Source organism: Okeania sp. SIO3B5, assembly GCF_010692555.1.
In the GTDB taxonomy this organism is placed as follows: domain Bacteria; phylum Cyanobacteriota; class Cyanobacteriia; order Cyanobacteriales; family Microcoleaceae; genus Okeania.
The window spans coordinates 1-23,761 of sequence record NZ_JAAHHG010000121.1; the positions used below are offsets into that span (position 1 = coordinate 1).

General features: G+C 39.1%; 15 protein-coding genes and 1 pseudogene. 7 read left to right on the plus strand and 9 right to left on the minus strand.

Annotated elements, in window-relative coordinates; translation table 11 throughout:
* Positions 1 to 437: 437 nt before the first annotated feature.
* A pseudogene (locus tag F6K54_RS17655) lies at positions 438 to 1,057 on the minus strand (hypothetical protein).
* 610 nt (positions 1,058 to 1,667) lie between these two features.
* Here F6K54_RS17655 and argC point away from each other — a divergent pair.
* Positions 1,668 to 2,726: an N-acetyl-gamma-glutamyl-phosphate reductase gene (argC, locus tag F6K54_RS17660; protein WP_293079840.1), complete on the plus strand. Its 1,059-nt coding sequence runs from the start codon at positions 1,668 to 1,670 to the stop codon at positions 2,724 to 2,726.
* 614 nt (positions 2,727 to 3,340) lie between these two features.
* On the opposite strand, the gene F6K54_RS17665 is transcribed toward argC, so the two are convergent.
* The 5 genes from F6K54_RS17665 to tkt form a co-directional block, all read right to left on the minus strand.
* A complete protein-coding gene (locus F6K54_RS17665; protein ID WP_293079843.1) occupies positions 3,341 to 5,992 on the minus strand; it encodes a DUF3769 domain-containing protein in 2,652 nt (883 codons plus the stop codon).
* A 677-nt stretch (positions 5,993 to 6,669) separates the two neighbouring features.
* Complete coding sequence (locus F6K54_RS17670) at positions 6,670 to 6,786, minus strand: photosystem II reaction center protein I (protein ID WP_202220449.1); 117 nt, start codon at positions 6,784 to 6,786, stop codon at positions 6,670 to 6,672.
* Between the two features lie 529 nt (positions 6,787 to 7,315).
* Positions 7,316 to 8,512, minus strand: coding sequence for a hypothetical protein (locus tag F6K54_RS17675; RefSeq protein WP_293079846.1), 1,197 nt, complete (start codon positions 8,510 to 8,512; stop codon positions 7,316 to 7,318).
* Between the two features lie 592 nt (positions 8,513 to 9,104).
* On the minus strand, positions 9,105 to 10,397 hold the full coding sequence (locus tag F6K54_RS17680) for a transposase (protein WP_366558159.1): 1,293 nt from the start codon (positions 10,395 to 10,397) through the stop codon (positions 9,105 to 9,107).
* A 1,379-nt stretch (positions 10,398 to 11,776) separates the two neighbouring features.
* Positions 11,777 to 13,795: a transketolase gene (gene tkt / locus F6K54_RS17685; protein WP_293079848.1), complete on the minus strand. Its 2,019-nt coding sequence runs from the start codon at positions 13,793 to 13,795 to the stop codon at positions 11,777 to 11,779.
* 438 nt (positions 13,796 to 14,233) lie between these two features.
* Between tkt and F6K54_RS17690 the strand changes: the two genes are divergently transcribed.
* From F6K54_RS17690 to F6K54_RS17710, 5 genes are all read left to right on the plus strand, one after another.
* Entirely contained in the window at positions 14,234 to 15,799 is a 1,566-nt protein-coding gene (locus tag F6K54_RS17690) for an IS200/IS605 family accessory protein TnpB-related protein (RefSeq protein WP_293079851.1), read from the plus strand.
* A 126-nt stretch (positions 15,800 to 15,925) separates the two neighbouring features.
* Positions 15,926 to 16,498: a hypothetical protein gene (locus F6K54_RS17695; RefSeq protein WP_293079853.1), complete on the plus strand. Its 573-nt coding sequence runs from the start codon at positions 15,926 to 15,928 to the stop codon at positions 16,496 to 16,498.
* 494 nt (positions 16,499 to 16,992) lie between these two features.
* On the plus strand, positions 16,993 to 17,568 hold the full coding sequence (locus F6K54_RS17700) for an IS607 family transposase (RefSeq protein WP_293079855.1): 576 nt from the start codon (positions 16,993 to 16,995) through the stop codon (positions 17,566 to 17,568).
* Positions 17,471 to 18,646, plus strand: a complete 1,176-nt coding sequence (locus F6K54_RS17705; RefSeq protein WP_293079857.1) for a transposase — start codon at positions 17,471 to 17,473, stop codon at positions 18,644 to 18,646. Before F6K54_RS17700 ends, F6K54_RS17705 begins: the two co-directional genes overlap by 98 nt.
* A 94-nt stretch (positions 18,647 to 18,740) precedes the next feature.
* On the plus strand, positions 18,741 to 20,906 hold the full coding sequence (locus F6K54_RS17710; protein ID WP_293079859.1) for a lipoxygenase family protein: 2,166 nt from the start codon (positions 18,741 to 18,743) through the stop codon (positions 20,904 to 20,906).
* Positions 20,907 to 21,396: 490 nt separating this feature from the next.
* Here the strand turns inward: F6K54_RS17710 and fabF are convergent, their stop codons facing one another.
* The 3 genes from fabF to F6K54_RS17725 all read right to left on the minus strand — a co-directional run bounded on the left by fabF (position 21,397) and on the right by F6K54_RS17725 (position 23,297).
* A complete protein-coding gene (fabF, locus tag F6K54_RS17715) occupies positions 21,397 to 22,647 on the minus strand; it encodes a beta-ketoacyl-ACP synthase II (protein ID WP_293079861.1) in 1,251 nt (416 codons plus the stop codon).
* Between the two features lie 61 nt (positions 22,648 to 22,708).
* On the minus strand, positions 22,709 to 22,960 hold the full coding sequence (gene acpP / locus F6K54_RS17720) for an acyl carrier protein (protein ID WP_293079863.1): 252 nt from the start codon (positions 22,958 to 22,960) through the stop codon (positions 22,709 to 22,711).
* A gap of 112 nt (positions 22,961 to 23,072) precedes the next feature.
* The gene (locus tag F6K54_RS17725; RefSeq protein WP_293079865.1) at positions 23,073 to 23,297 is read right to left on the minus strand and encodes a hypothetical protein; all 225 of its coding nucleotides are present in this window, start codon (positions 23,295 to 23,297) and stop codon (positions 23,073 to 23,075) included.
* Positions 23,298 to 23,332: 35 nt separating this feature from the next.
* On the opposite strand from F6K54_RS17725, the gene F6K54_RS17730 reads away from it, so the two are divergent.
* On the plus strand, positions 23,333 to 23,701 hold the full coding sequence (locus F6K54_RS17730; RefSeq protein ID WP_293079867.1) for a hypothetical protein: 369 nt from the start codon (positions 23,333 to 23,335) through the stop codon (positions 23,699 to 23,701).
* Positions 23,702 to 23,761 lie beyond the last annotated feature (60 nt).

Here is a 23,761-nt window from a genome sequence, read left to right on the forward strand (position 1 = left end):
ATCATGTCCGGTTGAATAATTAGACAATGGTTGTCCGAAGGCAGGAGGCAGGAGGCAGGAGGCAGAAGGTTTTCTCAAGAGTGTCACCTTTATTTTATACACGCTCCGATGCTACCGGACATGATATAATTAGGGCTTGCTGATTAAATCTCAAAGCATTGACTGATATTGGTTGTAGCATTTTTTTGCCTTTAAAAAGTGCAAGCTTTTCGGTCTAAAAAGCTCACGCATGCTAGTATTTTGGGATGATTATGGCAGAAAAATCACTCTTACAATTCTTACTCCTACCTCCTCTAAGTACCCATTTCTTCTGTCTCCCCCTCCCCTCCTGGGAGGGGCTAGGGGTGGGTTGTCTCCTGTCTCCTACCCTCACCCATAAGACTTTTTCAGCAAACCCTAATTACAATTCGATCTTATAGATAGCCATCCTTTAGCTATTAAAACCATCTAGCAATATCTTTAGTGTGGTAGGTTAAGATAAAATCGCTAGCAGCACGTTTAAAACTTGTCATAGTTTCCATAACTACTTTCTGTTTATCGATCCAGCCATTTAGTGCAGCAGCTTTAACCATGGAATACTCTCCAGAGACGTTGTAAGCTGCTACTGGTAAATTGAGTTGCTTCCTTAACTCGCCAAATAATATCCATATAGGCTAAAGCTGGCTTCACCATCAACATATCTGCTCCTTCAGCAATATCAAGCTGAATCTCTAACTGCTAATAAATCTGGCACTGCTTCTTTAACTGCCGTTGTAGCTTTTTGGACGATACCACAGTCATGCCAAGCTCCTGTAGTTTCAGTATCTTTATCGTCAGGAATACCAAACAACAGGATCGCGGGAATTCCTAAATCATATACTTCCTTGGCTGTCTCAACTATTTTGTCTACTGATAGTTGATAAACCCCAGGCATTGACTTAACTTCGTTGGCTACACTTTCTCCTGGTACAGCAAAAAGAGGATAGATCAGATCGTTAGTATTAACTATATTTTCTCGTACCATACGACGTAGCTGGGGATGCTTACGAAGACGACGAGGGCGATGTACTGGAAATATATTTTTTTTATTAGAGCTATATTCTTGACTAAGAAAAAGTTTATGGGATCTCGATCTTAAATTTAATACTCAAATAACAATTCTTTATATTTCGTATGACTCTTTATATTTAGAATGGCCAATCGATCTTAATTACATCACTAATTAGGGTTTGCGTATGGAAACTCTTTTTGCTCTTTGTAGGGAGTAGGGAGTAGGGACCCACCCCTAACCCCTCCCAGGAGGGGAAAAAGGGAGTAGGGAGTAGTTAGGACGAAGTAGTAATGGGAATTACAGAGTCAGTGGCCAAAACAATAGTAAAAGTTATTTTTCGGCTGCGTGCAGAGCGTGAAAATCCTCACTTTTTGAACCTATACTTGCTGAAAAGCTCATACTTTTTCCAGACATAAATTGCCTAAAACCTTTATCTGTAAATGCTTTGATGATTAATCAGCAAGCCCTAATTAATAAATTAGGATATAATGTTAAGTTTTTTACAAGCTATTTTGCCAATGCTCAAAAAATAAAAACTATAAAACAAGATGTTAAATGTCACCAAAATTAAAATTTAGTACTAAAATGCAGCAAAAGTTAAAATTTTTGCTACTAAAATTACTTAGGAGTTAATGTTATGAATGAATCGGCACCTGTGCCAATAGGAATTGTAGGTGCTTCCGGCTATGGCGGGGTGCAACTTGTCAAGCTGCTTGAGGATCATCCAAAGGCTGAGGTTGTGTACTTGGGGGGTGACAGCAGTGCGGGGAAACCTTTTTCTTCAATCTACCCTCACTTGCAGCATTCTGTAGATTTAATGGTAGAGCCAATAGATTTGGACAAGATAGCCAGCAAATGTCAGGTAGTCTTCCTTTCTCTTCCTAATGGTTTAGCTTGGAAGATAGCACCAACTCTGTTGGAAAAGGGATGTAAAGTCTTGGACTTATCGGCTGACTATCGATTTTCTAATTTAGAGACTTATCAATCTTGGTATGGTGGGGAACGCACAGATAAACAAATAGCTGCAACGGCTGTCTATGGTTTACCAGAATTGTATCGCGATCGCATTGCCAATGCTCAACTTATAGGTTGTCCTGGTTGCTATGTCACGGCTAGTCTTTTAGCACTTTCTCCACTATTTAAACAGGGTTTGATAGTACCGGATACTGCAATTATTGATGCGAAGTCAGGGACTTCTGGAGGTGGTCGTAAAGCAGCTATTAATATGTTACTAGCTGAGGCGGATAATTCTATTGGTGCTTATGGAGTAGCTAGTCATCGACATACTCCAGAGATTGAACAAATTTGTGGTAATTTGGCTGGTTATGATGTGAAGGTGCAATTTACTCCCCATTTGATGCCAATGGTGCGGGGAATATTAGCTACAGTTTATGGTACTCTCCGAGATCCTGGGTTAGTGCGAGAAGATTTGCTGACTATTTACAATGCTTTTTATCGTAATTGCCCTTGGGTGAAAGTGTTACCTAGTGGTACTTATCCTCAAACTAAATGGGCTTGTGGCACTAATCTCTGTTATCTTGGTATTGAGGTGGATCACCGTACTGATAGAGTTATTATTATGTCAGCTATTGATAATTTGATTAAAGGTCAAGCTGGTCAGGGTATTCAGTGTATGAATTTGATGATGGGTTGGGAAGAAACTTTGGGATTACCTCAGTTGAGCTTTTATCCCTAATAGCTTAAAGAAGGAAGAAGGAAGAAGGAAGAAGGAAGAAGTGGATGGGGACTCAAACCCTAACCAATTCTAAATATTTTGTAGACTGCAAGGAAAGAGTTGGTGTTTGACAGAGATTGATGATGAACCTGAGACACAGAAAAGCTTTTTCCACTTTTCCCGGCTATAGAATTGTTTGTTTTCTGTCTATCCATACCCAAGTTTGTTTGTGGCAGTTAGTTAGTTTTTGGTGGTTTTATGCCACCTACTACCTGACTGCTAATTTCTCAACTTAAACTTTCTGCTATAGATGGAGCGATCGCCTTTTGGTCGGGAATAGGAAGCAGATTTTTGTCAAGTTTTTGGTAAGAAGAAGGAAGAAGGAAGAAGGAAGAAGTAGATGGGGACTCAAACCCTAACCAATTCTAAATATTTTGTAGACGGCAAGGAAAGAGTTGGTGTTTGACAGAGATTGATGATGAACCTGAGACACAGAAAAGCTTTTTCCACTTTTTTTTGGTAATAGGGCAGGCAAAATTCATCAGGGTGCTTTAATTTTTTGCTCTTGTCGTCTAAATTCTGAATTCTAAATTCTGTTTGCGGAGCATTCCGTAGGAAATTCTAAATTCTGATAATTATCGAACCACACCCCCGCCTACTGGTCGAATATCTTCCCCTGAGAAAGGAGTTGTACCACCTTGCCAGTTGAAGTCACTTATCCGGAGACTAAATGTACCAGTTTGTCGTCTGGGACTAAAAGTTAATACGACTCCATAAGTACGACGACTATATTCTAATGTGATACGGTCATCGAGAATATCACCAGTTTCCAAGTTGAGGCCACTTTGATAGCCAACCCGAAAACCTTTATAAATCTGTTGCACAAGACCAAATAACAATACATTCGTATCTTCAACGCGATCAAAGAAGAAAGGTGACTGACCACTCAGACCTGTCTGGCTATAAGTTAAGTTGAATCCAGTATAATCAAAAAAGTCTCTGGAAAAATGTCCAAACTGACCAGTAAACCCAAGGCTGCCACGAAGATAAGATTGGTCTTCATCGTTACTATAAAGGCTGGTAGCACCAGTAAGTCCTAAGACCATTTGCACAAATGGAACTACTGGTTTGCTGGTATATCTCAAGCCTTCGGTTGGAGTAGCTGGCAATGCTTCTCCACTCCAGATAGTTAGTGGATATCTCAGAGAGACTACGCTCTGGAAACGACCAAGGTCAGCTCGTGCTTTAGCATCGTCGTCATCATTATCATCATTTTCATCGGGTAAGGGTTCAAATGGTTCGAGGTCTGTTAATAATTCCCGACGGTCTGTTCTGGCATTGACAACTTGATAACCTGTCTGAAAACTTAGTTGGGCACCAGTTTCTCCTAGTGGTATTAGGGGGGAGGTAAGGACTACACCTGCGCTGCTGTGAACTGTTTGAAATCCTAAGCTGCCATTGAATAAGCGATCGCGATAACTATACTCTCCTGTTAAATTGTAACCTTGGTATAATTGTCTTAGTCGAATGCTACCCCGAAAGTCGTCTTCTTCTAGGTCGGGAAAGTCTTTAAATGTGAGAAATGTGGCTCGTCCTTCTAGTTGAGTTGTGGGGGTTATGGAACCGTTTACTGAAGCTTTGAGACCAAACACATTATCATCTATGGGGGAGTCGCCTTCATCACCTAAAAAGGCTCTTTCTAAGTAATATTGGGGAGTTATTCTGACTTGAAATGGTATTTGAAGTGGTGGTTCAAATGTAGTTTCAACAAATAACCCTCCTCTATCATCTTGGTCATAACCAATTTGAATTGGCAGGGGGTCTCTTTGGTTACGGTCAATAATTGTTCGTTCGCGAAATAGTGGTAAACTAAAGCGATCGTCGAATACTAACCGTGCTTTTTTGGTAATTAGTTCATCTTGAAAGGGAGATAGGGGTGTAAGTGTAGCACGCTCACTTCTTAATTCTACTTCTGGAGGTGAAAACGGATCGTTGGTGAGTCGGAGATTTGTCGCTTCCCAAGTTCCTGCACCTAATAAGTTGAGACGGTCTGCTTCAAAGCGCAGTCTATTAACTGTTCCTGTTTGTTCGGGTGCTTCTAGTTTGGGTTCAAATGTAACTTTTGTGCCTCCGGTTGCTTTTACTTTTGTTGGTGGTTGAGTAGCACTGATGCGATCGCTTAAGGTTCTTGCTTGTAATGCTCCTACTCCTTCTGTGGTTGGTAAGGATGATGAGGATATTTCTTCGGCGTTACCGACAAAGATAATTCCACTTGCTTGTTCAATTACTCCTTTGTCTAAGCTAAAGTTGTACTCCATTCGTTCTCCTAGCAATACTTGTTGTCCCTGAGTAAAAACAGCGTTTCCTGTAGCTAGGAGTTGGCGAGTTGTTAAGTTAATTTGTACTTTGTCGGCGTTAACGAGTCCTTGACTAAATCGCACTATTACTTTGCCTTCTGCTGTAATTAGTCGTCGTTGATCGTCATATTCTTGGCGCTCTGCTGTTACTTCTACTACATCTGCGGGTAAGGGTATTTTAATAGGTTCTTGCTCTTCTGTTTCTTCCTCTGATTCTTGGGTTGGAGATTCTGGATCTGCTATGGGAACAGGTGTTTCTTCTTCTTTTGATTCTGGGACATCTGGCTGGTCAATAGGTTGTTGGTCTTGGGGAAGATTGGGCAATTTTGGGGAGCTATCTTCTATTGTTTGTCCTATTTTAAGTGTTTGTTTTTGTGTTTGTGTTTCAAGTTGTTCTAGTTGAGTGAAAAATTTTGAGGTAGTTATTTTTTTTCTGGTACTTGCGGTATTCTCACTGAAATGTTCTAAAATTTCTCTACTGTTTGAGCTATATAAGTTTACTTGTTTGACAGTTTGTTCTTCTTGTTTTTTCCCAATATATTCGGAGAAATTTGAGAAGGAAGTAGAAGAGAATGTTAGTTTTCTATCTGAATTAATTTGGTTTTCGATAGTAGAAATTTTTTCTGCTGATAATATGTCTATTTCTACAGGTGGTCCAAGACTTGCTGAGGTTGTATGAATTGGACTTACTCGACTAACAGGGTCAAAAGTGGATTTAATTTGAGGAAATTTGTACAATACGGTTTCTCTGAATTCTTGTCCTAAGAAGGTGCTTTTTACAGACAATATGATTTCCTCAGTCCCCTGATTTGATTTTGGCACTGGGCTAGGTACTTCCTGTCGTAATTTTGTAACACCTTGAGTTACAGTTGGTGAAGGGAGGGTTTCGACTATTGGAGGTAGTTCTGGTGGGGGCAGAGGATAGGACATATTTCAGATAGAGACACTCAGCTCAATGGTTAAAGATCGGAGTCAATCATAAACTTAAGAGTTAGAATTTTTACCGAAAAGCGACGTTGAAAGCCCCCGTGTTTTAACCGGGGGATGAAAACAAGCGAGTCGTTTAGACTAGACAACTTTAGTTGTCCTGTGCTATTATCCGGATATACAAACGTTTAGACAAAAGTAAGCAGCAAAGCATGGTTTAGACTTAAGCCGACTGTGTAGGGGCACTTTGACTTGTCCCCAAAGAGTATATCTTTGGTCAGCTAAGAAAAAACGAAGCAACATGGATTTATCCTGTTGGGTAGTATCAACTTAGAATCCCCTCGGCAAAAGCTGCGGGGAGTAGTCAAACAAGATTTATCAATTTAAGAGTAAAAATCTAATTACCTTGGCCTCGATATTACTTTTTTCCACTTTTTTTATTATAGATACATTGTTCAGTTATTCACTGAATTTTATTTTGCTTATCATATTTTGTCAATTATGTCAAAAATTTGCCTGGAATGTTACACTTAATTAGATTAGTGGGCTTCCAGGCTGACTTACATGTTGGTGCTGCAAATCAAGGTCAGTATCTATTTTTATTTTGGTTGTGATTTATCTCCCGGTAAATCGGAGATTATACCGGGAGTCCTCTCCGTCCATTTTAGGTAGAAATTTTATTACTCCATATCTCGACCACTAGGGTTACGAGCGGGGTCGTTGGACAAGAATCCAAAAATGAATAATCCAACAAAAAAGAGGACGACAATATTAACGACTATTTTTAGAGTTAGCATCTATTATTTTTCTCCCAGAATGTGAAAAATTGATATTGATTATGAGAAATCTACAACTTTCTTATCATATCTAAATATTGTCTCATTTGACTACAATTATGTGTCAAATATTTTTCAACTTCTTGTGACGTTCTCCTACATCAAATCAAAGATTATGATGTAGGCTTCCCCACCTCACGGACGCGGGCTTTCTGTTTCACAGGGAGTGCAACCACTTAACCCTCCACAGACACCAGACTCGGAAACCCACCGCCTTTTTGTACTAAACAATATCTGTACTCCAGAAAGTTCCCTCAAGAGTTTTACCTTTTCACGGGTTGACGCTTAACTTCAGCAATTGAAGCCCATACTCTATGTCGTTTTCGACCGTGCTGTTATCAGGTGCGTATTACCGCTACTCCTGATATAGTCACCAATAACACAAAAAAGCACACAATGCAAGAAACTAAGTGGACGCTACGCGGTTTATTTGTTGGTCGGCAATTCCCCTCCCGTTAACATTCGTATAACGGGAGACTCCTTGCCCACATCAAAGTTGGCTCCATTGCCAAATTTGTGCAAATACTTTTTCTATCCAGGTCATAACTACATCCACCCACTCTAATATTCGCTCTAGGGGATGTTTGATATATCCTATGGAAACTGAGGTTACTTCTAGGCAGTCTGATTCTTTTTGGTACTCTGGCTTACTGTCTCTACTATCATGTTGAATGGAAACTTTAGGATTTTTTATGGTCTGAGAATAGTTTGGTTCATTTGTCTTTGTTAAAGCTTTGATGTTTCTGTCCTGATTTTCTCTAGGTCTGATTGTTTCTATTTGGACAGAATTATTAGAAGTGAAAGTGGTATTTTGAGAATGGTTCTGTGTCTGCTCTTCCTCTATTTTTACTTCTAACAATGACTCAAAGGGTAATTCTTCTATATTGGAGGGTGGTAGTAAACCATTTAAACCTAGATTTCTCGTAATTGGGTGTAGGTAATTTTTAGCTACATTGCTAATAAAGTTATGGAAAGTTAGATTTGAACTTGACAATAATGGCAGTGTTTGGTATTGCTTCTTTTGCTGAATTAGTTCATTTTTCTCCAGGGGTAATTTCAATTCCTCAAATAGATTGAACCATAAGGCTATTTGACTGGTTTGCACCCAAGCCATAATTTGCCAGAAAATGCTCATATATCCGGAGTTTGGTGCAATTTCGGCACATGGTTGAAGTTGCAATGGGGCGTTGTTTTCTAAGTAAGCTGTTAGGATAAGTGGCTGTTTTTGTTGTTCTTTGGTCAAAAGTTCAGATTTTTGATGATTATCTGCCAGGGTGTCTTGATTTTCTAATTTAATTTCTAGTCTTGGGAAAAGTTTAGATTGGGGTTTTATTAGGGAGGAGGTTGAGGTGTTTACTGAGAGTTTAGCTGCTTGTGGGGTAGCTGTTTGTATTGTTGTTAGTGATGTTTGCTGAATGGGTTGGTTAGTATTTTGATGATTTTTAGTTGTTTCATTATTGACTTTATTTGTGATTTGTGGTAACTTGCTTTTATTATTTTTTTCTAGTTGTTTGACTGCTAGGCGAGAGGTTTGCAGCAACACGTATATTGGATAAAGTAGCAATTGAATTGTGTTGGTAGTTGCAAATTTTATTTGACTGAGGGCGCGATCGCTTCTATCTAATATTTGGCGATATTTTTCAGAAACAAAGTTTAATACTTTACTTTTATAAGGACTTGATGTCATTTTTATTTTAAATTTTTGATAGGGGTAGGTTTATTTAGGGTTTGCTGAATAAATCTAAAAGCATTGACATATAAAGGATTTAACCTTTTTTGGATCGAAAAAAGTGTCTGGTTTTCAGCTCTTCATGCTCAAAAAGTTAGTATTTTAGGCGCATAGTTGGGCAGAATAATCTTGGGACAAAACGCCCGCTCCTACCTCCTCGCTCCCGAACCATTTCTCCTGTCTTCCCCTCCTGGGAGGGGTTAGGGGTGGGTTGTCTCCTGTCTCTTGTCTCCTACCCATACGAAAAAAGACTTTTGAGCGCAAACCCTATTTATTTTCTAGATTTTTTTTCTTGCTCCGTCTTTACGCGCTCGGAAACCGTTGACTTGCAGGCTGTGCGTTTTTTTGAAGCAATGAGCAATGGAGGAAGGCGATCGGATAATTTTTATAGAATTAAAAGGGAAAAAGTTATAGAGAGTAGTATTTTACTAAACAACTGTATTATATCTTAGAAGCGAAGTTTGATGAGACTCTGTAGGTAAGAATGAGTTTTTTTTAGTTCTGAGTGAATTTGAATTTGACACTCCGCAGGATAAATCCACGCGAATTCTTAAGCAGAATAAATTTGCCGGGATAAATCCACGTCAAATTTAACCCTTAATGGCATAGCCAAAGATGCCTCTAGTCTGTCTGGGGTAAACCCATTCAGTTTACTTTTTAATCCAATATTTGCTGCTCCATTGCAGTCAGCATTAATCAATTTATTTTGCTTCGTTTTGTACAAACCACGTTTGATTCTTTTGCCACTAAAACTATATTCAGTTGAATTATGAGCATGATAAACAGGTATATTGTCTCTATCCAAAAAACTAGCTTTGGATGTGTAAGACTCCTCTTGTTCTAAATAAGTTAATCCATATCTTTCACACATAGCTTTTAATTTTAATCTCAAACTATAGTGTGGTATTTGTACAAATTTTTGGTTAGCTTTCTTACCTAAATTGATATTTTTTTTCATTCCTGGATTAACACCTACAACAATCGTAGATATTTGATTTTTACTACACCAGTTAATTAAATATCTAACTGCTTTATTCAGATAATCCCTTACTTTATTGTTTCGATTGACTGTAATGTTAATCTGTTTCTTAGTCAACCCTTTGATACCTTGTTTATCCTTTAATGACTGTAATCTAGCATTTTCCTTGTTGTACCACTGGTTGATTGATTTAAGTTTTCTTCCGTCCAAAATGAATGACGACCCAGTATTTGATACACAGGTAGCTAAATTATTTAAACCAAGGTCTATAGCTAAAGCTTTATCAGTTTTTTTAGCTGGTTGTGGTTCAACTTCAGTAATAAATTCAACTTCAAAAAACCTAGCATTATATCTAGGAATTACCCTAATTTCCTTCAGGTTTTGACCTATTAATCGCTCCGGAAAAGGGATTTTTACTTCCCCATACTCATCCTTAAATTTCCTAGACATTGGGATATTAAAATATCCATCTTTGACGATAATTCGAGGTATAATTAAAGGAAAATACCCCTCTTTATTTAAGTATCTAGGTATTCGTATTTGTTCAAAGCGATACAGCCTCTCATTGGCAGCTTTTATTAAGTTGAAAAAAGCTCTAAAAGACCTATCAACAACTTTTAATGTTTGTTGTGCAATATCGGTTTGAAGTAGCTGATAATTTTCATTATCTTTGCAGTTATGATAGTTGGATTCATATCTGAGATACCTACCTTCTGCAAAATAAAACTGTCTCACAGAGTAAAGGCCTACATTGTACATATTTTTGGATAATCTGCACAACTGTCTGAGAGCTTTAAACTCTTGAGTGGACAAGTTCCTGATTTTGTTCTTTTGGGTCAGATACATTTCAACTATTATCGCCATATAATATAAGTATAGCGATAATAGTTATTTTGGGCAATACCAATACTTAGGGCTTGCTCATTAAATCTCAAAGGATTGATAGATAAAGGTTTTAGCTGTTTTTAGTTGAATAAATAGTCATGTTTAGGGGCAAACAACCCTAATATATAAATTGTCTCACAATTTTTTGGGGAATGCAAGACTCAAAACCTTACAGATTTTTTTTGGTGCTTCACAAAATGCTTTTTTTTGACTCTTCTCAATTGAGTGGAGCGTTGGCGGAGCCTAGCGGTAGCTACATCGCTTATCTATATATAGTTACCCATAGAAAGTGTGGCGTTTTTAGTTGAATAAAAAGTCATCCGTAGGGGCGAACAACCCCCGATACATAAATTGTCTCACAATTTTTTGGGGAATGCAAGACTCAAAACCTTACAGATTTTTTTGGTGCTTCACAAAATGTTTTTTTGACTCCACTGAGACAAATATTTTCTCTATCTTCTCAATTGAGTGGAGCGATCACTGATATCTCTGTATATAGTTATCAGTAGAAAGTGCGGTGTTTTTAGTTGAATAAAAAGTCATGCGTAGGGGCGAACAACCCCCAATACTTTAATTGTCTCACAATTTTTTGAGGAATGCAAGGCAAAAAACCTCACAGATTTTTTTTGGTGCTTCACAAAATGTTTTTTGCTCTTCTCAGTAGAGTGGTTTTAGCCTTTTTAGGGTCGAATTGCAGTGCGCCTTTTCAGTCTAAAATACTCAAAAAGGAGCGTATTTTAGGCGCATAGTTGGGCAGAAAAATTATTCTTACAATTCTTACTTCTACCTTCTTGTTCATTCCCATTTCTCCTGTCTCCTGTCTCCTGCCTCCTGTCTCCTGTCTCCTGTCTCCTACCCTCACCCAGATGCAGCATAAAATCCACCTGACTCTTCTGCTACTGTTGGTAAAGCAATAGATGCAACTAAAGATATAACTAAAACTGCTTTATTCAAATTAATCATCAAACTTAGTTATATCATGTCCGGTTGAATAGTTATAAATAAGGGAGTAGGGAGTAGGGAGTAGGGAGTAGGGAGAATAAAAAGATTTGTACTGCAAGTGACTGTTTTGGTTTTTTTCCAGATCGCTCTTATCCGGACATGATATTACACTTTGGAGGTCCGAAGGCAGCTATGCTGCTATGCTGAGGGCAGAAGGAAAAGAAAGATTTAAAGGGAGAAGGTTTTTGATCACGCTCTTATCCGGACATGATATTATTCCTAATTATATTATATCAAACCTGATGAACCACGTCGTAACCACCAAAAGCTAGTAGGGACGTTGCATGCAACGTCCCTACTAATTATGAAAACTGCTGTAACTCTAGCTGAGTGCTAAATGCCGATCGCCATCAAAACTAACCCAATACTTCCTTAGCTTTAGCAACAATGTTATCAACAGTGAAACCATACTTCTCCAGTACAACACCACCAGGAGCAGAAGCACCAAAAGTATCAACACTCAAAGTCGCACCTTCATCAGTCACATAACGATGCCAACCAAAACTAACACCAGCTTCCACTGCCAAACGTTTCTTCACAGATGCAGGGAACACAGACTCCTTATAAGCTGCATCCTGCTCTTCAAATAATTCCCAACATGGCATAGAAACTACCCGCACTTTCTTACCTTCAGCACGCAGTTTTTCACCAGCTTCCACACATTGGTAAGTTTCGCCACCAGTACCAATTAAGATAATATCTGGAGTACCCTCGCTGTCACTAACAATATAAGCACCTTTAGCAACCGCATCAATGGAACTACCAGCTAAATTAGGCAAACCTTGACGAGACAATGCTAATAGAGTAGGTTGAGGATGAGTTCCTTTAGCCTTTTCTACTGCAACCTTATAGGCACCAGAAGTTTCATTACCATCCGCAGGACGCATCACAAGTAATTGTGGAATCAAACGTAAAGAAGCAATATGCTCAACTGGTTGGTGAGTTGGGCCGTCTTCACCTAAAGCAATAGAGTCATGAGTCATTACCCAAATAACACCAGCTTCAGCTAAAGCAGATAAACGGATAGAGTTCCGCATATAGTCGGTGAACACCAAGAATGTTGCACCATAAGGAATTAAACCAGAACCGTGTAGAGCAATACCGTTACAAATTGCTCCCATACCGTGTTCCCGCACACCAAAACGCATATTTCGGTTTTGATATTGACCTTTTTGGAAATCTCCTAAACCTTTGAGTAGAGTTTTGTTAGAAGGAGCTAAGTCAGCAGAACCACCAATTAATTCTGGTAAAACTCCAGCTATAGCATTCAGTGTTGCACCAGACTGGTTACGAGTTGCATCCTTCTTACTTTCAGGAGTATATTTAGGTAGTGCATCTGCCCAACCTTCAGGTAATTTACCACTTACCATCCGCTCCAAAGTAGCTGCATCTTCAGGATATTTGGATTTATAGTCGGAGAACAGCTTATCCCATTCTTCCTGATATTTTGCTCCTCGATCAACTGCTTGGCGGAAATGACTCAGAGCATCCGCAGGCACTTCAAATTCTGGATATTCCCAACCAAGATTTTTCCGAGTAGCTGCTACCTCATCCGGTCCCAGTGCTGCACCGTGAACATCATGGGTGTCAGCTTTATTAGGAGAACCATAACCGATCAGAGTAGTAACTTTGATTAGAGAAGGTTTGTCAGTAACCGCCTTTGCTTTTTCAATAGCTTCAGCGATCGCGTCTAAGCCAGTATTACCATCAACAACGTGCTGAACGTGCCAACCATAAGCTTCAAAACGCTTACTTACATCTTCAGTAAAGGAAATGTCTGTATGACCGTCAATGGAAATGTGGTTATCATCATAGAAGGCAATTAACTTACCTAACCCCCAATGTCCAGCTAAGGAAGCAGCCTCACCAGAAATTCCTTCCATGTTACAACCATCACCCATGATGACGTAGGTATAGTGGTCAATTAGGTTACAGTCTGGCTTATTGAATGTAGCAGCTAAATGAGCTTCAGCAGCAGCTAATCCAACAGCATTAGCAATACCTTGTCCAAGTGGCCCGGTAGTAACTTCAATACCTTCAGTAATATGATTTTCTGGGTGGCCAGGAGTTTTAGAATCCCACTGACGGAATTGTTTAATTTCCTCCATAGGTACGCTGTCAAAACCTGTGAGGTGCATGAGAGCGTAAAGTAACATACAGCCATGGCCAGCAGATAGAACGAAGCGATCGCGATTTAACCATTTAGGATTTTTGGGGTTAAAGCGCATGAACTTATCCCAGAGGACAAAGGCCATTGGTGCAGCACCCATGGGTAGTCCAGGGTGGCCAGAATTAGCTTTTTGAACTGCATCAATTGCTAAGAAGCGGATTGAGTTAATACAAAGTTCTTCCAGTGATTGAGTTGTAGCAACCATAGTTATTGTTTCTATATATTGAAATGTGTGAATGCCGGAGCGAATAAACCAGATATTTGTCCACTGTCATACTACAGTTATACTGCTCTGGAATTGTTCTCAGGCCATATACATTACAGATCATCTCACTGTAGGGATCTCTAGGCAAGGGAAGTTATCAAGTCAAAAATTTTAAGGCCCTTATGAAGTTAAACTTATGGTGTGGACTTTAGTTATTATTATGAGGTTAAGGGTATGAAACTGTTGTTTACTAACACCAAAAAATATAGACTATCCTGGATAAACATCTACAAAATGTCGCTAGATATGATACAATCTAAAGCATAAAAATTAGGAACCTGACACGAAACTTGAGTTCATGTCAAAGCTATCACAAATATGATTGACACCCAAAGACTTGCTCTGCTAACCTTAGAGTGAAGTTATTCAATGTAAGTAATGGCCAAATCTCACGGTTCCTTAATAGGGATAGAAGCCAAAATTGAATATCATCCTGTTTTTGAGGAACTCGGAGCATTATATGAATCCTGGAAACGTTCTGCTGTTAACTGGATGCAAACTGAGAAATTGTCAGAATCTGAACTAGAAAAGCGTCTTATGAAGCAGTTTAACATTCAATGGGCATGGGCTGACTCAATCGCTACTGAAGCACGAACATGTTTAAACCAATTAAAAACAGCTAAGAATAACAATATCACTAAATTAGAGTTACAAATCCAAGCTAAAACAACTGCTGCCAAAAAACTCATCACTAAACTAGAAAAAACCTTAAAATTAGCAACAAAGAAAGGTTTTCCGCATCTACAAGCCCGAAATAAATTTTTTCATCAATTGCTAGGTTTAAAGAGTAAAATTCATAAAATAAAGTGCCTGAAACGAAAATTAAAGCAGTTAAAAAACACAGAACGTTTACATATTTGTTTTGGCTCACAGAAATTATTTAATGCTCAACATAATTTAGCAGAAAATGGATATAAAACCCGACATGAATGGGGTGTTGATTGGAGTAAGAAACGGTCAGGCAGGTTTTTCTGTATAGGAAAATCTCAGCCAGGCGGTGGAACTATGATGAAAGTTTTCTCATTACAAGAGGATGGGTTATATCAATTACAAGTTCAACTACCGAGACCATTACAGGATAAATATGGTCAAAAAATACAGTTAGAATTTAGTGTTTCAAATAGGGATGGCAGATATAGAGCCACAGATTTAGATTATGCCATCAACAATTTCAAACCAATCACAATTTCTATTTTTCGTAGAGAACATAAACAGGATAATTGGTATGTACATCTTTCAACTTATGTACCAGAAATACCAGTAGTTCATACAAGAAAAAATGGTTGTCTAGGTATTGATTTTAATGCAGAATCAATTTCAGTTACTTATGTGAAGTGGGATGGAAATATTGAATATTTAGAAGAGCTACCTTATCAATGGAAAAATCAAACTACAGGACAACGACTTGCATCCATGAGGAATATTGTTTGCCAAGTTGTGAAATTAGCAGAATTTTTTGAATGTGCTATTGCTATTGAGTCTCTGGATTTTACCAAGAAAAAATCTAAGATGAGCGAGGAAAGTAAAGTTTATAATGATATGCTTTCCAATTTGTCTACGGGAATGTTTAGGGAAGCTATATTGTCACGTTGTAGAAGATTTGGAGTAGAATTAATTAAAGTTAATCCAGCTTTTACCAGTGTAATTGGAATGATTAATTACATGGCTAAATACGGTCTAAATAGTGGCACTGCTGCTGCTTTAGTAATTGGCCGCAGAGCCTTAAAGTTATCAGAAAAAATACCACAGTGTTTGTTGAGACCAGAGGATGTCAACAAACATGATTGGAGTCATTGGAGGCGAGTTGCTAGTTTTATTAAACTACATCGTATCCAGAGGACTCAACTTTTTCAATGGAGGAAAGCCCTTGAGGGTATCCTAACCCACAGTTTGTGGGCGGAACATCAACTTTCTGTGCAAGTACACATTGAAACGGGTGAGTAATGAAATCATTTGCACTCACCGATGGCAAATGTCTAGCTTTGTCTAGTTTTCAAGAAGGTGTCTATAAGGTTTTATCTCCCAGCCGCATTCCTAAAAGTATTAATATCTAATGTTTGGAGATACTAGATGAATCAAGATAACACTACTATAGAAGAACGTCGCTTTGATGATATCCAAACTTGGATGTCAACAGGAAAAGGGACAGATTTACCCGAAGTCTTACAGGGTATCTACTTTATGGATGGAAACGATCTACCAGAGGATTGCCTGACTCTGAATGCTTCTGCTTCATGGAATCCTGAGACTCTAACCTTGTCAGTGAGGACTCACGATCCCTTTCAATGGACATTTCATCCTTCAGTTGCTGGACGAAAACTTCTTCAGCAGAATAAGTCCCAAAAATTGCTCATCAAGATACTTTTTCGGGATAATACTTTGAGACGGGCAAATGTGATTCCCCAATTTTATGGAATACAATTTCCTCGCTGGATTCTTGGCTTTGAGATGATCCAAGCGGAAGATAGTGTCGATGGTATGACCTGGTATCGCAGAAATAATATCTTTTTTGGTTTGATTCCTGCAGGGAGCTATATTCTCAGGAAGATTGTGGATAAAGATGGCCAAAAAACTCCTGCTTTTCAAGATATGCTTGCGAAAGTTCAGGAAACTTGCATTATTGTGACTAAAAGTAATAAGTAGCTTTTGCTGAAAAAGTCTTTTGGTGAGGTTAGGGAATAAAGTTATTCGATTGACTACTCCCCTAGCTGAAGCCTAGGGGATTCAATGTTTAAATCCCAATGCTTTCTTAGGTCATGCATGCTGCGCAAACAGGCAGAGGTACTGATAACTGATAACTGAAATGACTCTGTTTTGTCTAATACCAATTCCCAAAAATAATGCTATACTTCCAATAAACTTCAGTTATTAAGTAATAATAATGATTCAGTAATGTTTGCAAGGATTATAGGCATTGATCCAAAATATCTTATGCCTTTAAACCCGACTGCCTACTCCCTACTCCCTACTCCCTACTCCCAAGGAAATGTAGCAAAACTTTTGATAAATGGTATAAGTCCCACTCATTAGAAGATGTTGTTGAAGTTACCTTATCCTTAAAATAAAGGTTGACTAACTATTATCTATTTGCTAACATATATTAACAATTACTCCTATATGTATGCCAAGATAGGATTATGGGTTACGTTCCACTTAGAAAAGCCGTAGAAATACTTGGCTTGCATCCTAATACATTACGCAAGTATGCAGATGAAGGCAAAATTGAAATCATCAAAAACGAGGCAGGGCAAAGATTGTATGACGCACAATCTTACATCAGGGGCGCAACTAGAGCTTCCCTTATCTGCTACTGCCGAGTCTCATCAGCAAAACAAAAAGATGACCTCAAAAGACAAGTTGAGTTCATGCAAAGCCAGTACCCAAAGGCCGAAATCATCAAAGACATTGGCAGTGGACTTAACTTCAAGCGAAAAGGTCTTAGAGCCATACTGGACAGACTCTTGCGAGGCGATCAGCTCACAATTATTGTTACCTGTCGGGACAGACTTACCAGATTTGGATTCGAGCTTATACAGTATTTGGTCGAACAAAACGGTGGGGAAATCCTGGTTCAAGGGCAAACTATATATTGTCCAGAATCAGAAATGGTCGCCGATGTTCTCTCGATCATTCACATATTCTCCTGTAGAGTCCACGGACTTAGAAAGTACAAACAAAAAATCAAAGAAGATTCGGATTTACCTCAGCCGTGAACAAAGGCAACTACTCAGACAATGGATAGGTGTGGCTAGGTTTACCTATAACCGAACCGTTGAATACCTTCAGCAACCTGATACCAAGGCTAATTGGAAAGCAATCAAGGGTGGGATTTTGAAGAATTTACCTGAGTGGTCTAAACCTGTTCCTTACCAGATAAAATCTATTGCTGTTCGTGATGCTTGTATAGCAGTCAGAGAAGCAAAAGTTAAGTATTCTCAAACAGGACAGGTACAGCAGGTAAAATTCAAATCTCGTAAAAATCCTATTCAGTCTTGCTACATACCTAAATCGGCAGTATCAACAAAAGGTATTTACCACACTAAGCTAGGTAAACTCAAATTTTCTGAGCTATTACCAGAGACTTTTGGAGATTGCAGAATAGTTGTTGCTCGAGGACAATATTACCTTTGCTTGCCAGTTGATGCACCAAAACATCCGGCTGAAAATCAAGGCCGGGTTGTAGCATTAGACCCTGGAGTGAGAAACTTCTTAACGCTATTTTCAGAAAATAGTTTTGGTTGGATAGGTTCTGGCGATATTGGAAAAATCCAAAGACTTTGCTATCACTTAGATGATTTAATTTCTAGATTGACTAAAGCTAAATCTAAAACCAAGCAGCGTATGAAAAAAGCAGCTAATCGAATGAGGTCAAAAATTAGAAACCTGATAGATGAGTTGCACCACAAAACAGCTTTATTTTTGGTTCAAAACTTTGATGTAATTCTGCTGCCAACTTTTGAAGTTTCTCAGATGACAATCAAATCTCGTAGAAAGCTCAGAAGTAAATCAGTGAGACAAATGTTGAACTGGGCACACTATAGGTTCGAGATGCACTTAAAGCATAAAGCTGTTGAATACAGCAAAGTCGTTGTAGATGTTTCGGAAGCCTACACTAGCAAAACCGTTAGCTGGACGGGTGAAATGCTCAACAATTTAGGTGGTAAAAAAGTTGTGACTGGTAATGATGGTTTTCGTCTTGATCGCGACTTAAACGGAGCGCGTGGAATTTTGATCAAAAGCGTGGTAGAAAAATTTTCTACCACATTGGGAGATACCCCCTCAGTAAGTTGATCTTACTGTGCATTGTTAACAATTGTCAGCAAAATAGTATCGGTACAAATTATACTAAAATAGATTCAATATTTTCTAACGGAAAGAGCAAAAGATGTCTGAAATCCAACTAGCAAATTCTTTATCTAAAAATAGCGAAAAAAACACCGCCAGGAATCTAGTCAAATTAGCGGCTTTTTTAGTAGTGTTGTACATCATAGAGCGTGACCACCCAGCTGAATATAAATATAATTACAGCTATCTCAATCCTCTGGCGATGACAAATGTACCAAAAAGCAAATTTTTAGATAAAATCGTAGGTTTTCCTTTAATACAGCTACCTAAAGGCACATTTCCAACTCTGCAATGGCTGATCAAGGTAGTATTATCCCTGCTCAAAATATTCATAAATAGCTCCCTTTCCCAAAATTCTGGCTTATCAAAAGCAAAGTCTTTTGAATGGACTAAATTATTTCCAATTAGTAATGATTTTGGCAACATCCCAAAAGAAAGTTTAAAAGATATAGTTGAGCAACTAAATTTAAACTTAGAAAAAATTGACAAAGACCAGGAAATTGACCGCCAATGGCAAGAACTTTCTCAACAAAAATCTGCCGAGGAAAACCTTGTGCAAATAGTTGATAATGATTTTAAAGAAATTGAAAATAAATTATCTCAAATCCCCCAAGAAAAGATCGATGAGTTAGCATCTACTGGTGAAAAAACTTTATTAGACAATCTTCAGAAAATAGTTAAATACAGTGCCAAACTAGCAGAACTAGCTGATGCTAATAAGTCTTCAACTTCAGATTCAAGTGTAGAATTTTCTCCACAGTCTCCCACCCTTGATGATTACGACCAGCAATTCAAAATTATCCGCAAACCGGCGATCGCCTATAACTTCCAACAAGACCTGATATTTGCTTATTTACAAGTGGCTGGACCAAACCCCCTGGTAATTGAGCAATTCCAAGCCAGTGATTCTCGTTTACCAGTTACCGCAGAACAATATTCCCAAATTGCAGCCAAATTTGGGTTCGCTGATTCACTGGAGGCAGCAATAGCAGACGATCGGCTTTACGTTGCTGACTATGCGCTTTTGAATAGCTTGGTTAACGGTTCTTTTGTTAGCCGAGAATTAGAACAGCAAAAGTATATTGCTACTCCAGTGGCACTATTTGCTGTTCCACCTGCTGACAGTTGGTCTAGACCTTTATTTCCGGTTGCCATTAGTTATCAACGAACAGCCATTAGCACTGAATGGATTTTGTTTACGCCCCTAGATGGTGAATCTTGGATGACTGCTAAAAACATCGTCCAAATGACTGATTCTAACTATCATGAACTCATCAGTCATTTGGGGCGCACTCATTTAGTTGTGGAGCCTTTTATTGTCCCCACTAATTACCTACCCGAAGAGCATTGTTTAAGAAAACTTTTGGTACCTCATTTCGAGGGGACTGTGCTGATCAATTACGGCGCTCATGCAATATTAGTTGCGCCCGGTCGTTCGGTAGACTCTCTATTAGCCAGCAGCGTCGGTGCTGATCAAGCTATGGCGGCTAAAGCTACACAAAGTTATTTGTTTAACTTTAATGAAATTTCATTTCCCCAAACTTTAGCCAATCGGCGTGTAACTGATATTAACAAGTTACCAACCTATCCCTACCGAGATGACGGGTTACTGATTTGGAATGCTATTGAAATTTGGGTACGGGATTATTTCAGTATCTACTACAGCAACGACTCGGCAGTTGAGAATGATAGCGATTTACAAACTTGGGGATCAACATTAGCCTCTTTGCAAGGGGGACGGTTGCAAAACTTTGGTGATGATGGAAAAGGCAAATTTAACACCATAAATTGTTTAGTCAAAACAATCTCGACAGTGATTTTTACGGCGAGCGCTCAACACGCAGCGGTGAACTTTTCTCAACAAGAAATGATGTACACGCCAGCATTCCCTTTGGCTCGCTATCTTCCAGCCCCAACAAATCCCCAAGATTCTGAGAGTTTCATCAAGGGTTTGCCTTCACTCAGTCAAGCTCAAAATCAGATTAATACGCTTTATTTACTTGGCTCTGTTTATTACACCCAACTAGGTAAATATTCTCCATCAGCATTTCCAAATAATAATCAATTGCAAGCGGCTTTGAAGAAATTCCAGGACAATTTAAAAGCGGCGGAGACCACAATTAAAGAGCGAAATCGCAATGCTGACCGTTTAATGCCTTACGAGTTTTTACTACCTTCCCAAATTCCTCAAAGCATCAATATTTAGGGCTTGTTGAAAAATTATGATGGTGATGATAGGGAACAGGGAACAGGGAACAGGGAACAGTTTAGACCATCTACTACGGCCAAATTTTCTGATAGTAAGGGGAAACATATTAGCATTTTGAAACACATTGAGCCAAAAACCTTGCACCCCCTCAGCAATATTTAACCCTGGAAGCATTTACAGGTATTGATTTCAATTTTATTCAGCAAGCCCTATTTAGCAGGTAGCAAAGTGGGTAAATGCCATCGCTTTCCATCAGACTATTCATCTACTACATCCGTCTTAATATTTTGAGGTCGCATTCCTCAAAGTATTAATTTCTAATATATCGTTAACGCCCCTACTGACGGTAAAATTATATTACTCCAAAGCCAGCGGATTTGATATTACAAATTGAAGTGCGGAATGTGGGCAACAAGACAAGGAACAGATTTACCTGAAGTATTAAAAAGGGGGCTTGCGCCCCCTAAATAATTTCTAGTCCTAACCTCTAGACATATTTCTTAAATACTAGAGTTACATTATGCCCTCCAAATCCAAATGAGTTGGATAAGGCTGCTTCTACTTTGTGAGCACGACTTACATGAGGGACATAATCTAGGTCACATTCTGGATCGGGATTATCTAGATTGATAGTCGGTGGAATTTTGTCATGGGCGATCGCCATTACTGTTGCTATAGCTTCAATACCTCCAGATCCACCTAATAAATGACCAGTCATTGACTTAGTTGAACTAATTGCTACCTTATAGGCATTTTCACCTAGTGCCTTTTTGATGGCTTTTGTCTCTGTTGGGTCATTTGCTCCTGTACTGGTCCCGTGGGCATTTATATAACTAATTTCAGCCGGAGTTAAGCCAGCATCTTTGATCGCTAACTCCATAGCTCTAGTTGCCCCTTCTCCACCAGGTACTGGGGAAGTCATGTGATAGGCATCACAGGTCATGCCATAGCCAACAATTTCTGCATATATTCTCGCCCCTCGACTGAGGGCATATTCTAATTCTTCTAGAATCAGAATACCTCCTCCTTCACCCATGACAAAGCCATCGCGATCGCGGTCAAAAGGACGACTTGCACGAGCTGGGTCATCATTACGAGTAGATAAAGCCTTGGCAGAAGCGAACCCTGCTAATCCTAAAGGAGTAACTGCAGATTCAGTCCCACCACAAATCATTGCTTGAGCAAATCCCCTTTGGATCAGACGAAAAGCATCTCCAATAGCATTAGATCCTGAAGCACAGGCAGTAACAGAACAAGAGTTTGGCCCTTTAGCTCCGGTATGAATTGCCGTTAGACCTGCTGCCATATTAGCAATCATCATTGGAATCATAAAGGGGCTACACCTAGAAGGACCACGAGTCAGATATATTTCTTGTTGATCTTCTAATACTTTTAGGCCACCTACCCCAGTACCAATCATCACCCCTACCTGTTCTGCATTCAGGTCATTAATAACAAGCTGGGCATCATCAACTGCCTGTTTGCTAGCTACCACCGCAAATTGTGCAAAACGATCCATGTGTTTTGCCTGTTTGCGGTCCATATATTCGTGAGGGTCAAAGCCTTTCACCTCTCCAGCAATACGACATTTGTGTTTTGAAGCATCGAATCTGGTTATTGGGCCTATACCATTTTTACCACTTAATAACCCGTTCCAATAGTCAGATAAGGTGTTGCCGATAGGTGTTATAGCACCCATTCCTGTGACAACTACCCGTTTCAACTCAGAATTTGTCATAATTTTCGTTTTCAGAAGTTCCACACCCAGAAGGCAGAAACTTTGGGTCTTGGGAATTATGTTATGCTTTGGCTGTTAGTTGATTTTCAATATAGTCCACAGCAGCTTGAACAGTAGAAATTTTTTCTGCTTCTTCATCTGGAATCTCGATTTCAAATTCTTCTTCCAATGCCATAACTAACTCTACGGTATCTAGAGAATCAGCTCCTAGATCGCTGGCAAAATTAGATTCTGGTTTTACTTCTTCTTTCTTTTTTTCTAGCTGGTCAGCCACAATTGTTTGTACTTTGTCCAGAATTTCATCTTGGCCCATAAAATTTTCTCCTTTTTAGTTTTGGATATTGCGTCTATCATCTTATCTGAAAACTGAGATTGCTCTATTACGGCACACAGGCAAATGAGTTTTTTGACATCCTCTCCGGCGGTCAGGCGCGGAGACTCCTACCGAGCCATAGCTCCTCGGCGGGTTGACGTTTTGCGCTTCGCAAAGCTCCGCTAACACTGGCTGCTGCTACCTTTACGGTAGTCTTAAGCTTGCCTCCGCGTCCGTTTAGTGTCTCGGACTGCCCACCCGCGACTAATATATTTATGGCTGCATTCTCGTATCTATCGTGTTTTGCACCACAGTTTAAACACTCCCATTCTCGCACCTGAAGGTCTAACTTTCCACCTTTAAACCCACAATTTGAGCAAATTTGGGATGTTGGCTCAAGGGCGACTAATTACTCTAAAATCACGACCATATTTTTCTGCTTTTCCCTCTAAAAATGTTCTGAAGGTTCTCCAGCCTAAATCTGATATTGCTCTAGATAATTTACGGTCTCTTGGTGCGCGTTCCGCAAGCGAGCTGGCGTCGTCGCGGGGTCGCACCGCTTTTTCACCATACCAGAAACGTTGTTATACTTCTAAAACAACTGTTTGGTTTTCACGAATTATTTTAGTAGATAATTTATGTAGAAAATCTGTTAAGCGTATCTCTCAGTTTGGCATGGAACTTAGCAACTCTAACCCTGGCTTTTTCATACCTTTTAGAGCCTTTAGTTTTATGAGATAATGACAAACTTTACCTTTCTTAATTTCTTAATTCGTTTCTTCAGTGGCTTAGGAGCATCAA